The sequence below is a fragment of the Atlantibacter sp. MEI4A-1023 genome (assembly GCF_056155425.1).
This window is the reverse complement of the sequence record NZ_CM149568.1, coordinates 3,633,773-3,652,928: the sequence shown is the minus strand read 5'-3', so window position 1 is coordinate 3,652,928 and position 19,156 is coordinate 3,633,773. Positions and strand designations below refer to the sequence as shown.

Sequence of the window (19,156 nt, the reverse complement as noted above, 5' to 3'; positions counted from 1 at the left end):
CCACCACTAAACGCTGGCTTTCTGCGAAAAAACCGCTGAGATTTCTTCTGAGCGGTTTCTATCCACAGTAATTACTTGCGTTCAATCGTTGCAAGTGTTCCGTAATAAGTTTTATAGAGATAGATTCCATTGTTAAACACGGCAGTGGATGTTGATATCTTCACCCCGTAAATAGCATTACCATCCCAGGCACTGTTCAGAAAATTTTTATACGCTTCGTAAAATTCATTTTTGTTTACTTCGGTTATGTCGCCGGTGAAAATTTTGTCTGAGATTTCAATTCGGTGGGTATATTCAATCAGCCCATGAATTTTGACCAGTTTCATCCCTTCCGGGAAATTATCCGTGCTTATAACAAACATAATTAATCCTTTTGGTAGGACAAAAATGCAGATGTCGTATCCTGAGTAATACGTGAGTCAAAATAGCCTGGTAGAGTGTTTCACGACGTCAGAAAGTACAACTTGACGGGGGAACAGAGACATCCACATGAATAAGTGACTTATTCATTGCAACAGATTATCTATGGCGTCAGAGGCGAATGCTCTGGTTCCCGAATTTCATGAATGCTTTGGCATAACTCACATAGTGAAAGCGCAGTTTAATTCTATGCAGCACCTAATCATAAACAGCTTTATCAGAAGCTGTATTTCAGACCGGCGGTCGTCATAAAATTGTAGTTTTCAATGCCGCTGGCACCGGCGACGTTATCGGTTGTATTTTCGTCGTAGTTGTAATCTGAAAGGCTTCCCTTTTTATTGGTGACTCGACTCCATATACCTTCAACATAGACCTTTGCGTTGTCAGTGACGTAATAGCCAAGACTGCCTGAAAGAGCATAATAATTCTGGTTATGAACCTTAGCTTTAAACGTGGTAGAGGTAAGATAATGTTCATCGTTATCGGTGGCATGCACCCAGCCGCTGTATTTGAAAGCGCCACTGGCTTCAAAATTGCTGTAACGGTAATTTCCGGTAAGACCGATATAGGGCATTTTGAAACGTTGCTGGTAACCTATAACCGCCACATCCCTCGGGAAATCGCCTGTATATTCACCGTTTTCATAGCTGTAAGCGCCACCCTTAGCAGTAAAGCTGTAGCGGCTTTCCTGATAACCCGCCATGACGCCGAGACGCCAGTCGGGTTCGTTAAAAAGCCATCCTTTCATATTTACATCAAATTCATTTGCATAATTCAGCCGTGTATTGGGATGACTGCTGTGATCGGTCCATTCTTTCTGCGTTTCACTCGTCCAGTCATAATCATTCATATCACCACCCCTGCTGGCAAGCGTGGTCCAGCCAGATGCGCCTAATGACACTCCTGGCATAAAATCCCAGTCAATGGCGCCGTTAATTACCGCTGCATTATTATATTTCCAGTTAAGCTGGCTAACCTTACGTCCCCCTTCTTCAGGATCGTAGACGCGTTCTTTGGTTTGTCCGCTTAGGGTGCCCAGATTAATGCCTGCTGATATTTTCTCTGGGGTAAATAAATCATCCTGCATGCTTGCCACGGATGAAAAACTTACCGGAACAGAAAAAACCAACAGGGCAACTTTTAATTTACTCATCATCACTTCTCTTTTTAGGGGGGAAGCTATATTTCCGCATTGCGTCTGATTGTTTTCAACAATTTTATGCAGGGCGTTGAGGTTATATTTAGGAATTATTTAACGGGGTGTCAGCAAGCGTTTTACTTGTTCCCGATTAACTTTTTTTTCACGGTTGTTCCGAAAAAATCGGTGTCGAAAGCGTGCCCGTATTCATTAAAGCACTTTTCATTAATATCTGTTCATGACTTCATCTTTGTCTCTTCCTCCTGGTCAAAGCGATCTTCCTCGCGGTCATTTTCCCGAAAACTATTAAAACCATTTCATTTAGGTAAGGTTTAATATAATAAGTCTTATTGACTATAACATTGCGGTACTATCAATAATCTTGACTGCGTTATGCATCATTAATCAGCTAATTATCTGGCATTGGCGGGTTTTGCTGGTCAATTGCTCTGCTGTTGCTGGCTTAAATGCTGAGTTTTACGGGATACCGGATTTACCTGTCGGTAATTGTTTAACTTCCTTCTCAGTTCAGAGCCCATGGATAAAAATACTTACGTATCTACCTCCCGCCAGGCGGGTTTTATTCATCATCGTCTTGTCAGCCTGATCGTCTGGCTGAATATCCTCATCCAGGTACTTTTCCCTCTCGCCGGAGCTTTTGCTCCTGTGATAGCCCGTGCCGCAGACAATGGCCCGCAGGTCACGCAACCCGCCAGCAGCATGGCCCCGCTGCCGGAAGTGACGTGGGACGATAAGGCCCCGGCGGGTGATGAGCAGGCCTCACGGATGGCCGGCTACGCCTCTCAGGTGGGCGGGGCGCTCGGTCAGCATGGCAGCAGCGATGCCGCGGCCTCCCTGGCCCGCAGCATGGCCACCGGCGCAGCCGGCGGCGCCGTCCAGGACTGGCTCAGCCAGTTCGGCACCGCCCGCGTACAGCTGGATGCGGACCGCAGCTTCTCGCTGAAAAACTCGCAGTTCGATATGCTGGTGCCCCTGTGGGAGCAGCCGGACATGCTGGCGTTCACCCAGACCGGCCTTCACCGCGCCGACGACCGCACCCAGGGCAACCTGGGCTTCGGGCTGCGCTGGTTCGCGGCGGATTACATGCTGGGTGCCAACACCTTTTTCGATTACGACTTCTCCCGCTACCACTACCGGGCGGGCGTGGGCGCGGAATACTGGCGTGACTACCTTAAGCTCTCCGCCAACGGTTACCTGCGCCTCTCGGACTGGCGGGACTCGCCGGACGTGACGGACTATGAAGCCCGCCCGGCTAACGGCTGGGACATCCGCACCGAAGGCTACCTGCCTGCGTGGCCGCACCTCGGGGCCACGCTGAAGTACGAGCAGTATTACGGCAACGAAGTGGCGCTGTTCGGCACCGAAAACCGCCAGCGCGACCCGCACGCCATCACGGCGGGTCTGACCTACACCCCGGTACCCCTGCTGACGCTGAGCGCGGAACAGCGCCAGGGGCAGAGCGGCAGGCATGACACGCGCATCGGTGCAGAGGTGACCGTGCAGCCGGGCGTGGCGTGGTCAAAACAGACAGACCCGGATGCGGTTGCGGCCCTGCGCAGCCTGGCGGGCAGCCGGCACGACCTGGTGGACCGCAACAGCGACATCGTGCTGGAGTACCGCAAGAAGGAGGTAATCCGTCTGAAGATGGCGTCACTGGTGACCGGCACCGGCGGCGAGCAGAAATCGCTGGGCGTCAGCGTTAACAGCAAATACGGCTACGCCGGAATGGCGTGGTCGGCGGCAGAGTTCGAGGCGGCGGGCGGCCAGCTGGTTGCCGACACGACCGGTCCGGGCTGGAGTGTAATATTGCCCGCTTACCAGCAAGGTCTGGAGGCAATCAATACCTACACCCTGTCTGCTGTGGCTAGCGATGCCCGTGGGAATCATTCAGCGCCTGCGGCAACCCAAATCACTGTGCTTTCCCCGCAGACTCAAACGACAGCGCCCCCCTGGCCAACGACTTCATCAATCAGAACCGATAAAACGGCTTACCCGGCAGGCAGCACCTTACAGGTGACAGTCACGCTGAACGATCCCGGGGGCAGCGCGATAATCGGCAAAGCCGCCCTGTTGACCGAAACAACGGTTAACGTACCGGGCGGAGAAACAGTGCCGGACAGCCGTTGGCAGGACAACAAAGACGGAACCTACACCAACCTTTACACCGTCACCGCGACCGGCGCGGGCCTTCAGGCTTCACTGCAGATCCCTGGCTGGAACACCTCTGTGCTGTCCGGTAAATATGCGCTGACAGGCAACCTCCCTGCACAGGCCAGTTCATCTATCGAAATGGATAACCAGGCCTACCTGATCGGCAATGATATGACCGTGACCGTGATGCTTAAAGACACGGAAGGCAGTCCGTTACCCGGCATGGCGGCACTGCTGAGAAGCGACAAAGTGAAGGTGCCGTCCGGCACGGCAAAAGCGGATAACTGGACCGACAACGGTGACGGCACTTACTCCCGGGTCTTTACGGCGAATACCGAAAACACAGGCCTGAAAGCCATACTGATGATGACAGGCTGGAAGGAGGAGGTCTCCTCAGCGGCCTACGATATTGTGGCTGCGCCCGTTGCGACAAGTTCAACCATCAGCACGGATAAAGATCGCTATTCTGCGGGACAGGATATGACGGTGACCGTCACGCTGAGAAGCCAGAAAGGCAACCCGGTCGTCGGGCAAACCGCTCTGCTGACAGATACCGTCGTGATGGTGCCGCATGCGATGCGCAAAACAGGCTGGTCGGATAATGGCAACGGGATCTACAGCGCAGTTTACACTGCCAGTACAGCGGGAAGCGGGCTGAAATCTTCACTACAGATGGTCGACTGGCGGATGCCGGTGGAATCAGGGGCATACGTATTATCGGCCCCCCTGCCAGCGCAAGTCAGCTCGGCCATTGTCTTAAACACTGATGAACACACCACCTATACCGTTGGGGAGGAGATGACCGTTAAGGTGGTACTGAATGATGCGCAATACAATCCGCTACCAGGCCAGGCGGATCTGCTGACTGACACCGCCGTGACGGTGCCGAACACGCTGCCTAAAACCCGTTGGACAGACAACGGCAACGGGACCTACACCAGGGTTTACACCGCCAGTACAGTGGGGGCAGGCCTGAAGGCCAGGCTGCAGATGGCCGACTGGAGCACGCCGCTGGAAACCAAAACGTATGATGTCATAAACGCTTTCCCTGCACAGGACGGTTCGACCATCAGTATCGATAAAAGCCTCTACGTTATTGATAATGACGTCACCGTAACGGTGACCCTGAAAGACGCGGCAGGCAATACCCTGCCCGGGCAGGCCTCTCTGTTGACGGACAGTGCCGTGAGGGTGCCGAATGTATACCGGAAAACCGACTGGAGTGACAACGGCGATGGTACCTACACACGGATATTTTCAGCAAGTTCACACGCCGTAGACACGAAGGCCACCCTGACCCTGCCTGGCTGGAGCGGCGAAAATACTTCATCGCCCTACAGTATTCTTACCGCTCCTGTACCTGACGGCTCGACAATCAGCACGGATAAAACCAGCTATATCGCCGGTGAAGATATGACCCTCATCATCACGCTAAAAGACCAGTTCGGCACTGGCGTTCCCGGAGAGATAGCGTTGCTGGAAGAGCGCAGAATAAAAGTAATGAGCGCGATGCTGAAAACAGCATGGGTAGATAACGGCGACGGAACCTATACCGCCGTGTATACCGCAACGCGTGCCGCGTCCGGTAGTAAGGCATTTGTGAGGCTGGCGGGTTGGAATGACAGCGTGTCATCAGGGGAGTATCTCATCAGTGCGGCAGCCCCGGCGCACGACAGTTCATCCATTACGCTGGATAAAAACAGCTACACCGCCGCTGATGACATGACGCTCACTGTCACACTTAAGGACGCGTGGAATAACCCCATCACCGGCCAGGCATCCCTGCTGACTGACGATGCCGTGTTGGTGCCAAATACACAGCCCAAAACCAGTTGGTCAGACAGCGGCAACGGAACTTACACGCGAGTGTATACGGCAAAAACGGCGGGAGCAGAGTTGAAGGCCACGCTGCAGATGACTGACTGGAGCGCGCCGCTGGAAACAGGGGCATTCGCTATAACAGCCGGTATTCCTGTTCAGGAAAACTCCGCCATCAGTACCGACAAAACCAGCTATATCGTGGGTGAGGACATGACGGTTGATATCACACTCAGGGACGCAGACGGCAACGGAACCCCCGGTCAGGCGGCACTCTTTGATCAATATACCCTTCACGTCCAAAGCGCCGAGCCTAAAACAGCATGGGTGGATAAGGGAGACGGAACCTACACCGCCGTCTATACCGCAAGGTGGGCCACAATGGGCGCGAAAGCCGTTCTGAGGCTGGTTGACTGGAAAGCTGATGTGAAATCAGACGGGTATTCCATCGATGCCGCTGCGCCTGCGCATGACACGTCTTCCATTATTGTGGACAACACCCGCTACAACGCCGCCGATGATATGAAAGTCACCATTGTTCTCAGGGACGCGTGGAATAATGCCATTATCAACGGCACCTCCCTGCTGACAGATGATGTGGTCACCGTCCCTCACACGCAGCCCAAATCCGACTGGCAAAACAACGGAAACGGAAGCTACACCCGGATTTATATTGCAAACGCGGTGGGCGCAGATCTGAAGGCAACGTTTAAAATGCCCGACTGGGACAGCGCGACAGAATCCGTAACTTACTCAGTCACAACCACAATCCCTGCCGAACAGGGTTCGGCCATCATGGTGGACAAAAACGAGTATGTCGTCGGCCAGGCCATCACCGTCACGGTGACGCTGAAGGATGCCGCAGGGAGTGCCATGTCCGGCCTGGGCTTTTTGCTGAATAACTCTGTCGTTGTGCCCCTTAGCGTAGACAGGGAGAAAGACTGGACAGACCATAATGACGGCACCTACACAAAAATTCTGACCGCGCAAAGCGAGCAATCGGCCCTCAAAGCCACCCTGAAAGTGAACGGATGGAGCGGCGACGTGTCCTCGGGAACCTATAACATTCTGGAGGCGCCTGTCAGGGATAACTCAACCATCAGCACCGACAAAACCCACTATGCTGCCGGAGAAGACATAAACGTGGATGTCTTTCTGGCGGGCTGGAATGGTGGTCTTCCAGGCCGGCTCTTTTTGCTGAACGAGCAGACGGTAAGCGTGGAAGGAGGGACGATGAAAACGGCCTGGACGGACGAGGGGAACGGGCACTACAGCGCGGTGTACGCGACCTCAAAGGCCAGTAAAGATGAGCAGCATGCGTGGTTATCACTGCCCCGCTATTTTAATAAACCTTCAGAGGGGTATTTCATCAACGCATCCGATCCAGCGGAGACAGGATCGTCCATCAGCATTGATAAAAATAGCTACAATGCCGGGGAGGGGATGACGGTCATTGTCACGCTCAGGGATGCATTTGATAACCCGATAGACGATCGCGTATCCCTGCTGACGTCAGAGAACGTAAAGGTGTCGGGTGCGAGAATCGATACGCGTACTGAATGGGTGGATAACAAGGACGGCACCTACACGACCCAGATAATCGCAGCTGAAGCCGGTACTGGTCAGACAGCCTCGATTCATTTTCCCGCATGGCGCGCAGAGGTGAAATCCACTGCCTATGACATTATTGCCGGCGCGCCATCAGAGCACGCTTCTGATATCAGCAGCGATAACACCCGATATACTGCCGGCGAGAACATGGCTGTTATCGTGACGCTCAGGGACGACTGGGGGAATGCCGTGCCTGGTCAGGCAGGCCTGCTGACCGACACGGTTGTGACCGTTCCGGGTGCGGAAGCGACAGCCGACAACGGCTGGAGTGATAAAGGGGACGGAACCTATTCACGGATATACGCAGCGAAAAGCATTGGCACCGGCCTGACGGCGTCCGTGAAACTCAACGAATGGAATGAGGGTATCCAGTCGGCTCCCTATGAGATAATCAGCACTGTCCCGGTACAGGGCAATTCAACCATTGCACTACAGGAAGACTATTATTTTACCGGCGAGAGCATGGCGGTGACTGTCACGCTAAAAGACTTATTTGGCAATGCCGTTGCTGGCGAAGTTGCCCGTCTGACAGATGCGGCTGTTACAGTGCCTAACGCAGTAATCAAGTCAGACTGGCATGACAACAATGACGGAACCTATACCGCCACTTACCGGGCACAATCCGCCGGTACTGGCCTGACGGCTTCGCTGCGCCTGGCGGAGTGGAGTAGCGGGTCCTCATCACAGGCATATTCAATCATGGTGGCGGTGGCCCCGAAGGAAATTGTGGTAAACGGGTATTCCTATGCGCCGGGCCAGGGCTTCCCGACCACCGGCTTTGCTGACGGGTCGTTCACTATCGTGCCAACTTTCGGCAGCGCTTCAGATTATATCTGGACAGTCGATGCAGACTGGGTAAAGGTCAGCAATGGTGAGGTGAAATTGTCGGGAGGCGATTACGGATCTGCCGGACAGAAAGTGACGGTTACCGCAAGGTTAAAAGACCATAATTCGGGGCTGGGAGTACAGTACAGCTTCACGATAAAAGAATGGTTTAATGTCATCAGTAAAACGATGAGTGTTTATGACGCCAGACATTTTTGCTCAGGCTCAGGCAGATTGCCCACGACCCAGGAACTCACCGGCAGCGCCGATCATGGTTCAGTGGTACGTGGCACTCTGGGTGGATTGATTAGTGAATGGGGCGAACTTACCCACTACCATGACTTTTCAGGTCAACGTACATTATGGACCGATGATTATATCCCTGATTATATGTACTGGGTTGTCGGGACGGATGGTTCGGTTAGCTCAATGAAGGGCGATTCGCTATTAAATGCGTATTGCATTCAGAACTAATACCGACAGCGTCGCGTCAACTGTTTTTATAAGAAACACCCGAGTGCGCAGGTTGCACTCGGGTGTGTGGACAACAGCCAGTGAGACCAACGCGCTCCGCGTGTTGCTGCTGGCCGCATTCCCTTATATAAAAAACCATCCCACAAAATCGACAGGAACCTTTTATGGTCAGGAAGATCCCGCAATCGCTGTTAGTCTGCGCCATGCTGGCGAGTACTTCTGCTTATGCTTCATTTGATATGGAAGATTGTGCCTGGAGCGCGGACAATTGTCTGCTAAAGGGCGTACCGGTTTTAACGTCGGGCAATGATTCGCGCGACAACCTGCTGCGCCTGCTCAGCGAGGCCAACTCTTTCGCGTTGCCCGTCCAGTCTATGCCTGCAGATATCACCCGTTCCCGCGATTATTATTTTGCTTATCACCCGCAGTGGGACGAGGCCGCCGTGCAACCTCCCGCAGCAGCGTCGCAAAGCGAAAACCCGCGTCTTGCGGAGCAGATCGCCGCGCTGCAACTCGATCCCGCCAGCCTGAGCGGACATGCTGACGAACTGGAAAACCGTTTTGTCTCCAATAATCTGGCGAGCGTAAGCCAGTTCTTTGCAGGGCTGCTGACTGACAGCGCGCTGACGCCCGAGCAGCGTCGCGGGCTGGCGCAGGTGCGCGTAGCGATTTTTGCGGGCGCGACGCCCGAACAGGCCATCACGGCGCTGACCGGGCTGCCGTCTAATGCGCCGTCATCGCCCTGGAAAACCTACCTCACGGCGGCGGCGCGCTTTTATGGCGGCGACTACCCCAATGCAGAACAAGATTTCAGCACGCTCACCCAAAGCGACCGCCCGTGGCTGGCGGAAGCCGCGCAGTATATGTTGATCCGCACCGCACTCAACAAAAGCAGCCAGAACAGCGTGGGCGAATATGGCGATTTTGACATCGCGCGCATCGATCGCGAGGACGCCGCCCAGGCGCAAACGGCGGCGCAGGCCTATCTGCAACGCTTTCCCCAGGGGCAGTATGCCGACTCCGCGCGCGGCCTGTTGCGACGCATCAACTGGTATCAGCAGGACTGGCCGCAGTTGGCGGAGCGCTATGAACAGATTTTTCAGCAGGCCGCCAGCCCGCAAGCGTTGCGCGACCTGGTGACGGAGTACGACAACGTCTATGGCATGCAATTCCTCGCCAACCCGGTGCACGAAGCGTTTCCTCAGGCGCCGCAGGTGAGTTATATCGAATTGCTGCGGGCGCTGCGCCTCAAGAGTGATAACAAACCCACGCTGACCCAGCAGATGCTCGACAATACCAGGCCGGTATTTGAAAAAAGCGGAAAACTGCCGCTATGGCGCAATCTCCAGCTTAACTTATGGATGGCGACAGAAAACTACGCCGCGCTGCTCAGGGAGGTCACGCCAGCAAAACAGCTCCCGGCTCACGATCTCCTCGCCTTCAGCGAGCAGGTAATGTACGGCGAAGCGTTGATGGGGCAGAAGCAGTGGCCTGCGGCGCGTGACTTCTGGCGACAGCTGCTTAAGCTCAGCCAGGATAATGAACAGCAGCAGTATCTCCAGGCCAAACTGGCCGCCACGCTGGTGTACAACGACGAAATCTCCGCCGTCTTTGCCCCTGAAAGCCAGGTGACAAGCCTGCGCTTTCGCTCCCGGATATTGAAAGCGGCGGCTTCGCCTGAGCTGTTGCGCCAGCAGGCGCAAAACGGGCCAAACAACGAGGCGCGCACCCTCGCTCTGCATACTCTGTTGGTGCGGGATCTCACGGAACAGCGCCTTGCTGACTGGTTAAAAGACAGGACGCTTATCAGCGCCATCACCCCGCCGGTGGTTGGCGAGGCGTTTGACGATGTCAATCTCAGCGCTTTTGACTGGAACGGCAAAGGCACCGAGCCGGGATATGTGTGCAGAAGCCTCGACGAAACCGTGCAGACGCTGAACAAAAAAGCGGATGACGCCCACGCGTTGAACTGCCTGGGCGAGTTCTTCCGCACCACGCAAACGCATGTCGATCTGTGGAAAGACAGCGCGGGCAACGATGTGCTGGAAGCGGCTATCGCCCGCGAGAAACCGTTCGGCCAGTTCGACCGCCAACATTATTATCAGCAGGTTATCGCCTCGACAGGCGCGGAGCCGGAAGATAAAAGCTATGCGCTGTATCGCGCCATTATGTGTTACGCGCCGTCCGGCATGAACGAATGCGGCGGCACCGAGGTGGATAAAGCGCAGCGCAAGCGCTGGTTCAGTCAATTAAAAACGCAATATCCGGGCAGCCCGTGGGCACAAAAACTCAAATACTACTGGTAATGGCGCTGCTGGCCGGGCAGGCGCGGGCGGCGGACATTGTCACGGCCCGCGATCATCCGGCCTTTTGGCTCTGGTCAGGCGTAAAAGCCAGTAACGAATTGCGCGACGCGCAAACCGTCTATCTGCATCAGGGCGACGTGCTGCAACGCGCAGGTGTGGTGGAATTTCAGCGGCTGGGGCTGCCGGTCAGCCGCCTGACGTTCCCGTCCATCTGGCTGACGGTGCGCTTTACCACACTTGATGTGCCGGAGACGATCGCGCCGCGGTTGGTGCGGCTTATGCAGCGCTGGCAAGCGGCGGGAAACCCGGTGATGGGGTTGCAGGTCGATTTTGACGCCGCCACGCACCAGCTTGACGACTACGCGCGCTTTTTGCGGCAGTTGCGCCACCAACTGCCGCCGCAGTTCGCGCTGGGCGTAACAGGGTTGTTGGACTGGGCGAAGACCGGCGATGTGGCGACGCTCAACGCCTTACCGGTGGATGAACTGGTGGTGCAAAGCTACCAGGGCCGAAGTACCGTGGCGAATTATCAGGACTATCTGCCCGCGCTGACCCGGCTGCGCATCCCGTTCAAACTCGGGTTGGTGCAACATGGCAAGCGCGACGTGCAGGCTGAAGCCCGGTTGCAAACCTCGCCGTGGTATCGTGGCACGGTGGTATTTATGCTCAACCCGGCTGACCGTTGAATATCGATTACGTTTCGCGCTGAGGCTGCAAACGGAACGCGATTCTCCGTGACAGTACCCGCCATTATTTCCTCATGTCATTAACCCGCTGATGGCATTACGCTTATTGGCGTAATTTGCCACGACTTTTTTCTATATCAAATTAAATATCGAAAATCGTACAAATTAAATAGCCGTTCCTTTCTGCAACAATTGTTCTAAATTCCGAAAGGCATTTGTTTAAAAATAAAAAAAGACTCTTTTTAACCCGTGCGTTTTATTTTTAACGCTCGGTGTCTTTGTTTAGCTATTATTTATCATTTAACATTTACAATTATTTTCATAAAAATGGAGAAGGGTATTTTAATGTTTCCGCCACGGAGAGGCAGTACCCTGGAATTTGAAAAATTCTTCAAGGCTGCATGGATGAGGAACTGAAGGCGCTCACGGCTTCAGGAACACCCATTCTTTTTCTATTATTTCACCGCAGCCTGAGCAGGCAAAGTTTTTCCCTGAGTGATGAACTGTTTTATGTGATGAGCGCGGTCGGTTATTTCTGCGCTAAAGAGCATGAAACTTTATTAACTGAAAATAACGTGTCCTCCCGCTGGTAATCATTATGGCGGGTTAATTGCGCACGCCCGATTCTTTTGAGTAGAAAATATGGATCAACGACATTCTCCTCCTGTATTTCGTCAGCCAGGCGGTCTTCATCGTCGCACCCGTCTGGTCAGCCTGGTCACCTGGCTGAATATCACCGTTCAACTGGTCTTCCCGGTTGCGATCGCGTTCACGCCCGCCATCACGCGCGCGGCGGAGCGTGGCCCGCGGGTTACGCAACCCGCCAGCAGTATGGCCCCGCTGCCGGAAGTGACGTGGGACGATAAGGCCCCGGCGGGTGATGAGCAGGCCTCACGGATGGCCGGCTACGCCTCTCAGGTGGGCGGGGCGCTCGGTCAGCATGGCAGCAGCGATGCCGCGGCCTCCCTGGCCCGCAGCATGGCCACCGGCGCAGCCGGCGGCGCCGTCCAGGACTGGCTCAGCCAGTTCGGCACCGCCCGCGTACAGCTGGATGCGGACCGCAGCTTCTCGCTGAAAAACTCGCAGTTCGATATGCTGGTGCCCCTGTGGGAGCAGCCGGACATGCTGGCGTTCACCCAGACCGGCCTTCACCGCGCCGACGACCGCACCCAGGGCAACCTGGGCTTCGGGCTGCGCTGGTTCGCGGCGGATTACATGCTGGGTGCCAACACCTTTTTCGATTACGACTTCTCCCGCTACCACTACCGGGCGGGCGTGGGCGCGGAATACTGGCGTGACTACCTTAAGCTCTCCGCCAACGGTTACCTGCGCCTCTCGGACTGGCGGGACTCGCCGGACGTGACGGACTATGAAGCCCGCCCGGCTAACGGCTGGGACATCCGCACCGAAGGCTACCTGCCTGCGTGGCCGCACCTCGGGGCCACGCTGAAGTACGAGCAGTATTACGGCAACGAAGTGGCGCTGTTCGGCACCGAAAACCGCCAGCGCGACCCGCACGCCATCACGGCGGGTCTGACCTACACCCCGGTACCCCTGCTGACGCTGAGCGCGGAACAGCGCCAGGGGCAGAGCGGCAGGCATGACACGCGCATCGGTGCAGAGGTGACCGTGCAGCCGGGCGTGGCGTGGTCAAAACAGACAGACCCGGATGCGGTTGCGGCCCTGCGCAGCCTGGCGGGCAGCCGGCACGACCTGGTGGACCGCAACAGCGACATCGTGCTGGAGTACCGCAAGAAGGAGGTAATCCGTCTGAAGATGGCGTCACTGGTGACCGGCACCGGCGGCGAGCAGAAATCGCTGGGCGTCAGCGTTAACAGCAAATACGGCTACGCCGGAATGGCGTGGTCGGCGGCAGAGTTCGAGGCGGCGGGCGGTCAGCTGGTTGCCGACACGACCGGTCCGGGCTGGAGTGTGGTGCTGCCCGCTTACCGTTATGGGCCGCAGGCAGTGAATAACTATATGCTCTCCGCGGTGGCGCTGGACACCAAAGGCAACCGCTCCGCACGGGCAGAAAGCCAGGTGACCGTCAACGCGCCGGCGATCAGCGCCGCTTCCTCCACCTTCACACCGGCGGAAGTCAATCTGCCGGCGGATGGCCTCAGCACGCAGGAGCTGGCGCTGACCACCCGGGATGACGCGGGCCAACTGGTGGATGTTCCGGCAGACATTATCGCTATCAACGTGACGCCGGTAGCGCAACGGGCGTCCGCATTGCGTGCCGCCGCCGCAGGGGTGCAATTATCCCCGCTCACTCGCGTATCGCCGGGTGTCTATAAAACCGTGCTCACCGCCGGAACAGGCCTCGGCGCATGGTCTGTGACACCGTCAGTAAATGGGATGGCGCTGTCCACCATTACCGTGACCCTCAATCAGGTAGCGCCTGATGCCGACAAATCGTCCTTCAAGGTCGACCCGGACAGCATTCCGGCAGACGGCAGTACTGTTGCCACCCTGACTTTTAGCGCTAACGACGCCAATGGCAATGCCATTCCGGGCCTCGCAGACAGTCTGGCGCTGGGCGTCAAAAACAGCGCGGGCGCTCCGCCCGCAGAAGGTGATGTGCAGGTCAGCAATCTGAGCGAGAGCGCAGCGGGCGTGTATACCGCGCGTCTGACCGGCACGCTGGCTGACAGCTACACCCTGACTCCACTGTACAACAACAAAACCGTGGGCAACCTGAGCGTCACGTTGACGCTGAACAGCCTCAAGCCTGACGCACCTGGCGCGCTGACGTTCTCTGCGGACGGCGCGATCCTGGCAGGCAAGGCGGCAGTAGGCACGACCGTGACGGTTATGTGGGAAGGTACGGTGCTGGGCAGCGTTATGGTTGGTGCTGACGGCACGTTCACCCTGAAACTGGATCCGCCGCAGAACGACGGCCAGACGCTGACCGTAACCGCCACCGATGCGGCAGGGCGCGTTAGCGATCCCACGACCATCACCGCGCCGATTATCGCACCCGATGCGCCAACCGAGCTAAACGTCACTGAGGACGGCATGACCCTGACAGGCCTCGCCACGCCAGGTGATACCGTAAAAGTCACCGACGGCACGCTGGATCGCGAGCGGGTTGTTCCCGTCAATGAAGACGGCACGTTCAGCGTAACGCTGACGCCGCCGCAGGTGAACGGCGAAACACTGAGTGTGACCGTCTTCAGCCCGGGTGGGCATCCTGGCCCGTCGGCCACCGTGCAGGCACCGGACAACACCCCACCGCCAGCGCCGACCAATCTGACATTCTCCACGGACGGCGCAACCCTGAAAGGCCATGCGGAAGCGGGTACCCGGGTCATTGCCTCAGCCGCAGAGGGCGAACCTGTGGGCCACACCGTGGCGCTTGCTGACGGTTCGTTTACCCTGCAACTGGATCCGCCGCAGACCGACGGACAGACGCTGTTGATCACGGCAGTAGATGCGAAGGGGCATATTAGCGATCCCACCACAGTGACGGCACCGGTTGTCCCGCCGGCAGCGCCCACCGACCTGATGTTCAGCGCGACGGGTGATATCCTGACAGGTAAGGCTATTGCGAATGGCAGTGTGAAGGTGTCGGGCGGCTCGCTTGAAGAAGAGACCAGTGCGCCAGTGAGCAGCACAGGCGAATTCACCGTCAGCCTGACGCCGCCTCAGGTGAACGGCGAAACGCTGAAAATCACCGCGATTAGCCCGGCGGGGCATCCCGGCGCATCGGCCACCGTGATGGCGCCCGATCTGACCCCACCGCCAATGCCTGAGGATCTGGCGTTCTCGGCGGACGGCGCGACCCTGACAGGCCGTGCTGAAGCAGATACCACCGTGATTGTTACCTATGAAGGCACAACGGTGGGGCGCAACCTTGTGCGTGCTGATGGTTCGTTTAGCGTGACGCTAACCCCTGCGCAGACGAAGGGGCAGATACTGATGGTGATCTCAGTTGACGTGGGAGGGAATATAAGCGATCCGGCCGAAGCGACGGCACCGCTCCTTCCTCCAGAGCCTCCCGCCGCGTTGGCGTTCTCTCAGGATGGCTCCACGCTCAGTGGGCGGGCAGAAGCGGGCGGCAGAGTCGACGCTTCCGTAAATGGCGAGCAACTGGCTTCGGGCGAAGCGGGGCCTGACGGCAGGTTCTCCCTGGCGTTGTCTCCGCCGCTGGACGACGGGCAAACCGTCACCGTGACGGTGACCGATTCGCTGGGCAATGTCAGCACGCCTGTTAACGTGACGGCACCGGTCGTTCCGCCTCCGGCACCTGTTGGCGTGGGCATCACGGTAGACGGCACGATGTTGACAGGCCTGGCTACGCCGAATGACACGGTGAAAGTGACGGGCGGAACCCTGGAGCCTGAGCCTGAGGCCACGATCCATGCAGACGGCTCGTTCAACGTCCCGTTGACGCCACCACAGGTTCATGGCGAAACGCTGACGGTCACGGTGTACAGCCCGGCGGGGCATCCCGGCGCGTCAGTGACGGTTGTAGCGCCAGAACTTCCGCCGCCTATGCCGGACCAACTTATCATCTCTGATGATGGTGCGAACCTGAGCGGCCACGCCGAGCCACAGAGCGTCGTGGCGGTACTTTATAAAGAGAGAGAACTGGCGCGTGTTACGGTAGGCGCTGACGGCGCATTCCTGATGGAATTCAGTCCACCGCAGACCGACGGGCAAACGTTAACCGTTATTGCAATCAATGCGAAGGGGCAGGTGAGCGCTGCTGCGACCGTAACGGCACCCATTATCCCACCGGCAGCGCCCAGCGATCTGGCGATTACGGTGGACGGTGTGACGCTGACAGGTCATGCGGTGCCGGGTGGCACGGTGAGCGTGATGGAGGGAACGCTTGAGCAGACGATCGTCGGTCCTGTGGATAGCCAGGGTAATTTTTCCGTCATCCTGACGCCGCCGCAGATACACGGTGAAACGCTGGCGGTTGTTGCCTTCAGCCCGGCAGGGCATCCTGGCCCGGCAACCTCGATTGTGGCACCGGATCTTCCGCCACCGATACCGGGCAATCTTCAAATCTCTGATGATGGCTCGACGCTGTCAGGCACGGCAGAAGCGAGCAGTAACGTGACGGTAACCTCTCAGGGTACCGAACTGGGGAACGTTATAGCGGATATGGACGGCAGCTTTATGATGGATCTCGCCATACCGCAGACAGACGGACAAACGTTAAGCGTTACCGCAACCAATGAGAGGGGACTTGTCAGCAAGCCCGCGACCGTGACGGCACCGATTATTCCCCCGGCCGCGCCCAGCGACTTAATGATAACGATGGACGGTTCGAGCCTGAGCGGCATTGCCATAGCGGACGGCACCGTGCAAGTGACAGGCGGTACGCTTGAGCACGAGATCACCGTTACGGTGGATCACGACGGCAATTTCACCGCTCCGCTGACGCCGCAGCAGGTCAGCGGCGAAACGCTGACGTTGATAGCCTTCAGCCCGGCGGGGCATCCTGGCCCGGCCGCCAGCATTACGGCACCCGACATCGCGCCGCCGCCGCCGCCCGCCAATCTTGCGGTCTCAGCAGATGGCTCTGCGGTGTCTGGCACGGCGCAGAGCCTCAGCACTGTAACCGTTTCTGGAGAGGGCATGGTGTTAGGTTCGGTTCAGGCAGGGATTGATGGTCGTTTTACCGCTGTGCTGGCTCAGGCGCAGACGGACGGGCAGACGCTCACGGTAACCGCAACCAACGCGGTAGGGAAAGTCAGCGAACCCGCGACCGTGAAGGCGCCATTGCCGGTCTCTCCCGCCTGCCAGGAAGTGAATGCCATTGAGAAAAATCATAGCTTTACTAAGCGCGATTTCGTGGGTTTTTATCAGGGCGAAAGTGTCACCGCACACATCACGACCAATGGTGAGCCGGGCGAGGGAGTCCCTGGTGATTATGTTTCTTTTGGTAAAGCTGGAACAGGGCAACTTGCAGATAAAATTTGGTTCTTTGCTAAAGAAGGCGAGGCGGGGGATCACATCAAAAAGGTGGAATCACTCTTTATTATGGCGGGCCCGACAGAAAACAATGGGCTTTCCGTTGCCGCCTTTATGGATAAGCAAATAACTGCACTCTCCTTTACCTGTAGCCGTTCACAGTAATAGCGATATAACGGGGCGACAGGGACGCCGCCGACAGTATTTTAGCAACCGCAGGAAACAGCGCGCTTTAATAAAAGCTATTTCCTGCAATAATTCTAAGGAACGATGATGAGCAACGTTAGCGTATTATTATATGAACCGGACAGGTATGCTCGGGCAGGTCTTGAAAAAATCGCAGAGGCGTTAAAAATTAATCATCTGCCTGTGACGGTTTTTGATTACGAGCACCTGTCTGTGTTTACCGCGTTGCCGGAAAATGCGGTGTTGATCCTGTGTACTGATACGCTGTTTACCGCAGAAGGCCGCGAGTGGCTGACCTCAGTAATTAAGTTAAATAAAACCCACCCCAATATTAAACTGCTTTGCCTGTGCCGCCATCGCCTGAGCGAGCGAGTGCTTCAGACCGCGATCTTGACCGGCTGCAGAGTGCAGGTGATCCCCGTGCAATCTTTTGCGAAAGCGCATACGCAACTGAATACCTGTTTTAGCGAACCCGATAACGACATACCGGAAGGACGATTAACTGCAAGGGAGCGCAAGGTGCTCAGACTGCTGCTCATTGGAATGAGCGTGTGCAATATCAGTATTATTATGAATATTTCACAAAAGACCGTGTATTCAATAAAATTGCGCGCCATGAAACGTTTCGATATTAATCATCTTAATCGCCTTTACTATTTGAGGGATGCGGTCCGGGTCATCTGAATATCGATTTTCAAATATTTATTATCTTCAGCGGAGTTACCAATTGCATGTTATTCAAAAAAATGGCGTTTATTTTCTCTTTTGCAGCATGCTTATACAGCTTTAGCAGCGTGGCACATCCTATTGATACCGATGATGCCGCAACAAAAACGGTCGGTATTGTTATTTTCCCGGGATTTGAGTTATTAGATGTTTTTGGCCCTGTCGAAATGTTTGGCGCATTGCCGGAGAAAATGAAACTGGTGCTGATTGGCACCACGACAGGCACTATCCCCTCTAATCAGGGGCCAGCCGTAAAGGTGGATACTGATATCGCGCATGCGCCCCACGTGGATATTTTACTTATTCCCGGCGGGCAGGGGGTACGAACAGAAATCGCCAACCCGGCCCTGCTGCAATGGTTGAAAAAAACGGCCTCGGGTACGCAATATGTTTTATCGGTCTGTACCGGCTCGGCGTTGTTAGCGAAAGCAGGCTTGCTGGATAACCACCGTGCCACCTCCAATAAAAGTGTTTTCGACTGGGTCGCCAGCCAGGGACCAAAAGTTAACTGGGTTAGAAAGGCGCGTTGGGTTGAAGACGGGAAATTTATTACCTCATCAGGCGTATCGGCAGGTATCGACATGAGCCTGTTCTTTATTAATAAACTGTACGGGCCGCAGGTATTAAAAGACGTCGAAAATTATACCGAATACACGTATAAGGCCGACGCCTCAGACGACAAGTTCAGCGATCTTTATTGACCTTCTCATCAATAAATAGGCAGGCTCCAGTCAGGGAGCCTGCGGAGCAAAAGGATGTACTGGCTTAGTCTTACCGAGCGCCTGGCACGGCAAAAGGTGCTTTGGTATGAAGACAAACTTGTAGATGTAGATATCGACATTTCTTGCCCGATGACAATACGTTAG

General features: G+C 55.9%; 9 protein-coding genes. 7 read left to right on the top strand and 2 right to left on the bottom strand.

Annotated features, from left to right (window positions below):
* Window positions 1-71: 71 nt before the first annotated feature.
* The gene (locus ACVV26_RS17280) at window positions 72-362 is read right to left on the bottom strand and encodes a hypothetical protein (protein ID WP_474798454.1); all 291 of its coding nucleotides are present in this window, start codon (window positions 360-362) and stop codon (window positions 72-74) included.
* A 275-nt stretch (window positions 363-637) separates the two neighbouring features.
* A complete protein-coding gene (locus ACVV26_RS17275; protein ID WP_474801890.1) occupies window positions 638-1,573 on the bottom strand; it encodes an omptin family outer membrane protease in 936 nt (311 codons plus the stop codon).
* A 522-nt stretch (window positions 1,574-2,095) separates the two neighbouring features.
* Here ACVV26_RS17275 and ACVV26_RS17270 point away from each other — a divergent pair.
* From ACVV26_RS17270 to ACVV26_RS17240, 7 genes are all read left to right on the top strand, one after another.
* Window positions 2,096-8,458 carry an inverse autotransporter beta domain-containing protein gene (locus ACVV26_RS17270; RefSeq protein ID WP_474798453.1) on the top strand — a complete coding sequence of 2,121 codons (6,363 nt, stop codon included), beginning with the start codon at window positions 2,096-2,098 and terminating at the stop codon, window positions 8,456-8,458.
* Window positions 8,459-8,622: 164 nt separating this feature from the next.
* Window positions 8,623-10,764, top strand: a complete 2,142-nt coding sequence (locus ACVV26_RS17265) for a PA5441 family protein (protein ID WP_474798452.1) — start codon at window positions 8,623-8,625, stop codon at window positions 10,762-10,764.
* Complete coding sequence (locus tag ACVV26_RS17260) at window positions 10,734-11,450, top strand: DUF3142 domain-containing protein (RefSeq protein ID WP_474798451.1); 717 nt, start codon at window positions 10,734-10,736, stop codon at window positions 11,448-11,450. The genes ACVV26_RS17265 and ACVV26_RS17260 overlap by 31 nt, the downstream gene beginning before the upstream one ends.
* Window positions 11,451-11,851: 401 nt before the next feature.
* Complete coding sequence (locus tag ACVV26_RS17255) at window positions 11,852-12,043, top strand: hypothetical protein (protein ID WP_474798450.1); 192 nt, start codon at window positions 11,852-11,854, stop codon at window positions 12,041-12,043.
* A 49-nt stretch (window positions 12,044-12,092) separates the two neighbouring features.
* Complete coding sequence (locus ACVV26_RS17250) at window positions 12,093-17,543, top strand: Ig-like domain-containing protein (RefSeq protein WP_474798449.1); 5,451 nt, start codon at window positions 12,093-12,095, stop codon at window positions 17,541-17,543.
* Between the two features lie 105 nt (window positions 17,544-17,648).
* Complete coding sequence (locus ACVV26_RS17245; RefSeq protein ID WP_474798448.1) at window positions 17,649-18,248, top strand: helix-turn-helix domain-containing protein; 600 nt, start codon at window positions 17,649-17,651, stop codon at window positions 18,246-18,248.
* A gap of 47 nt (window positions 18,249-18,295) precedes the next feature.
* Entirely contained in the window at window positions 18,296-18,991 is a 696-nt protein-coding gene (locus tag ACVV26_RS17240) for a DJ-1/PfpI family protein (RefSeq protein ID WP_474798447.1), read from the top strand.
* Window positions 18,992-19,156 lie beyond the last annotated feature (165 nt).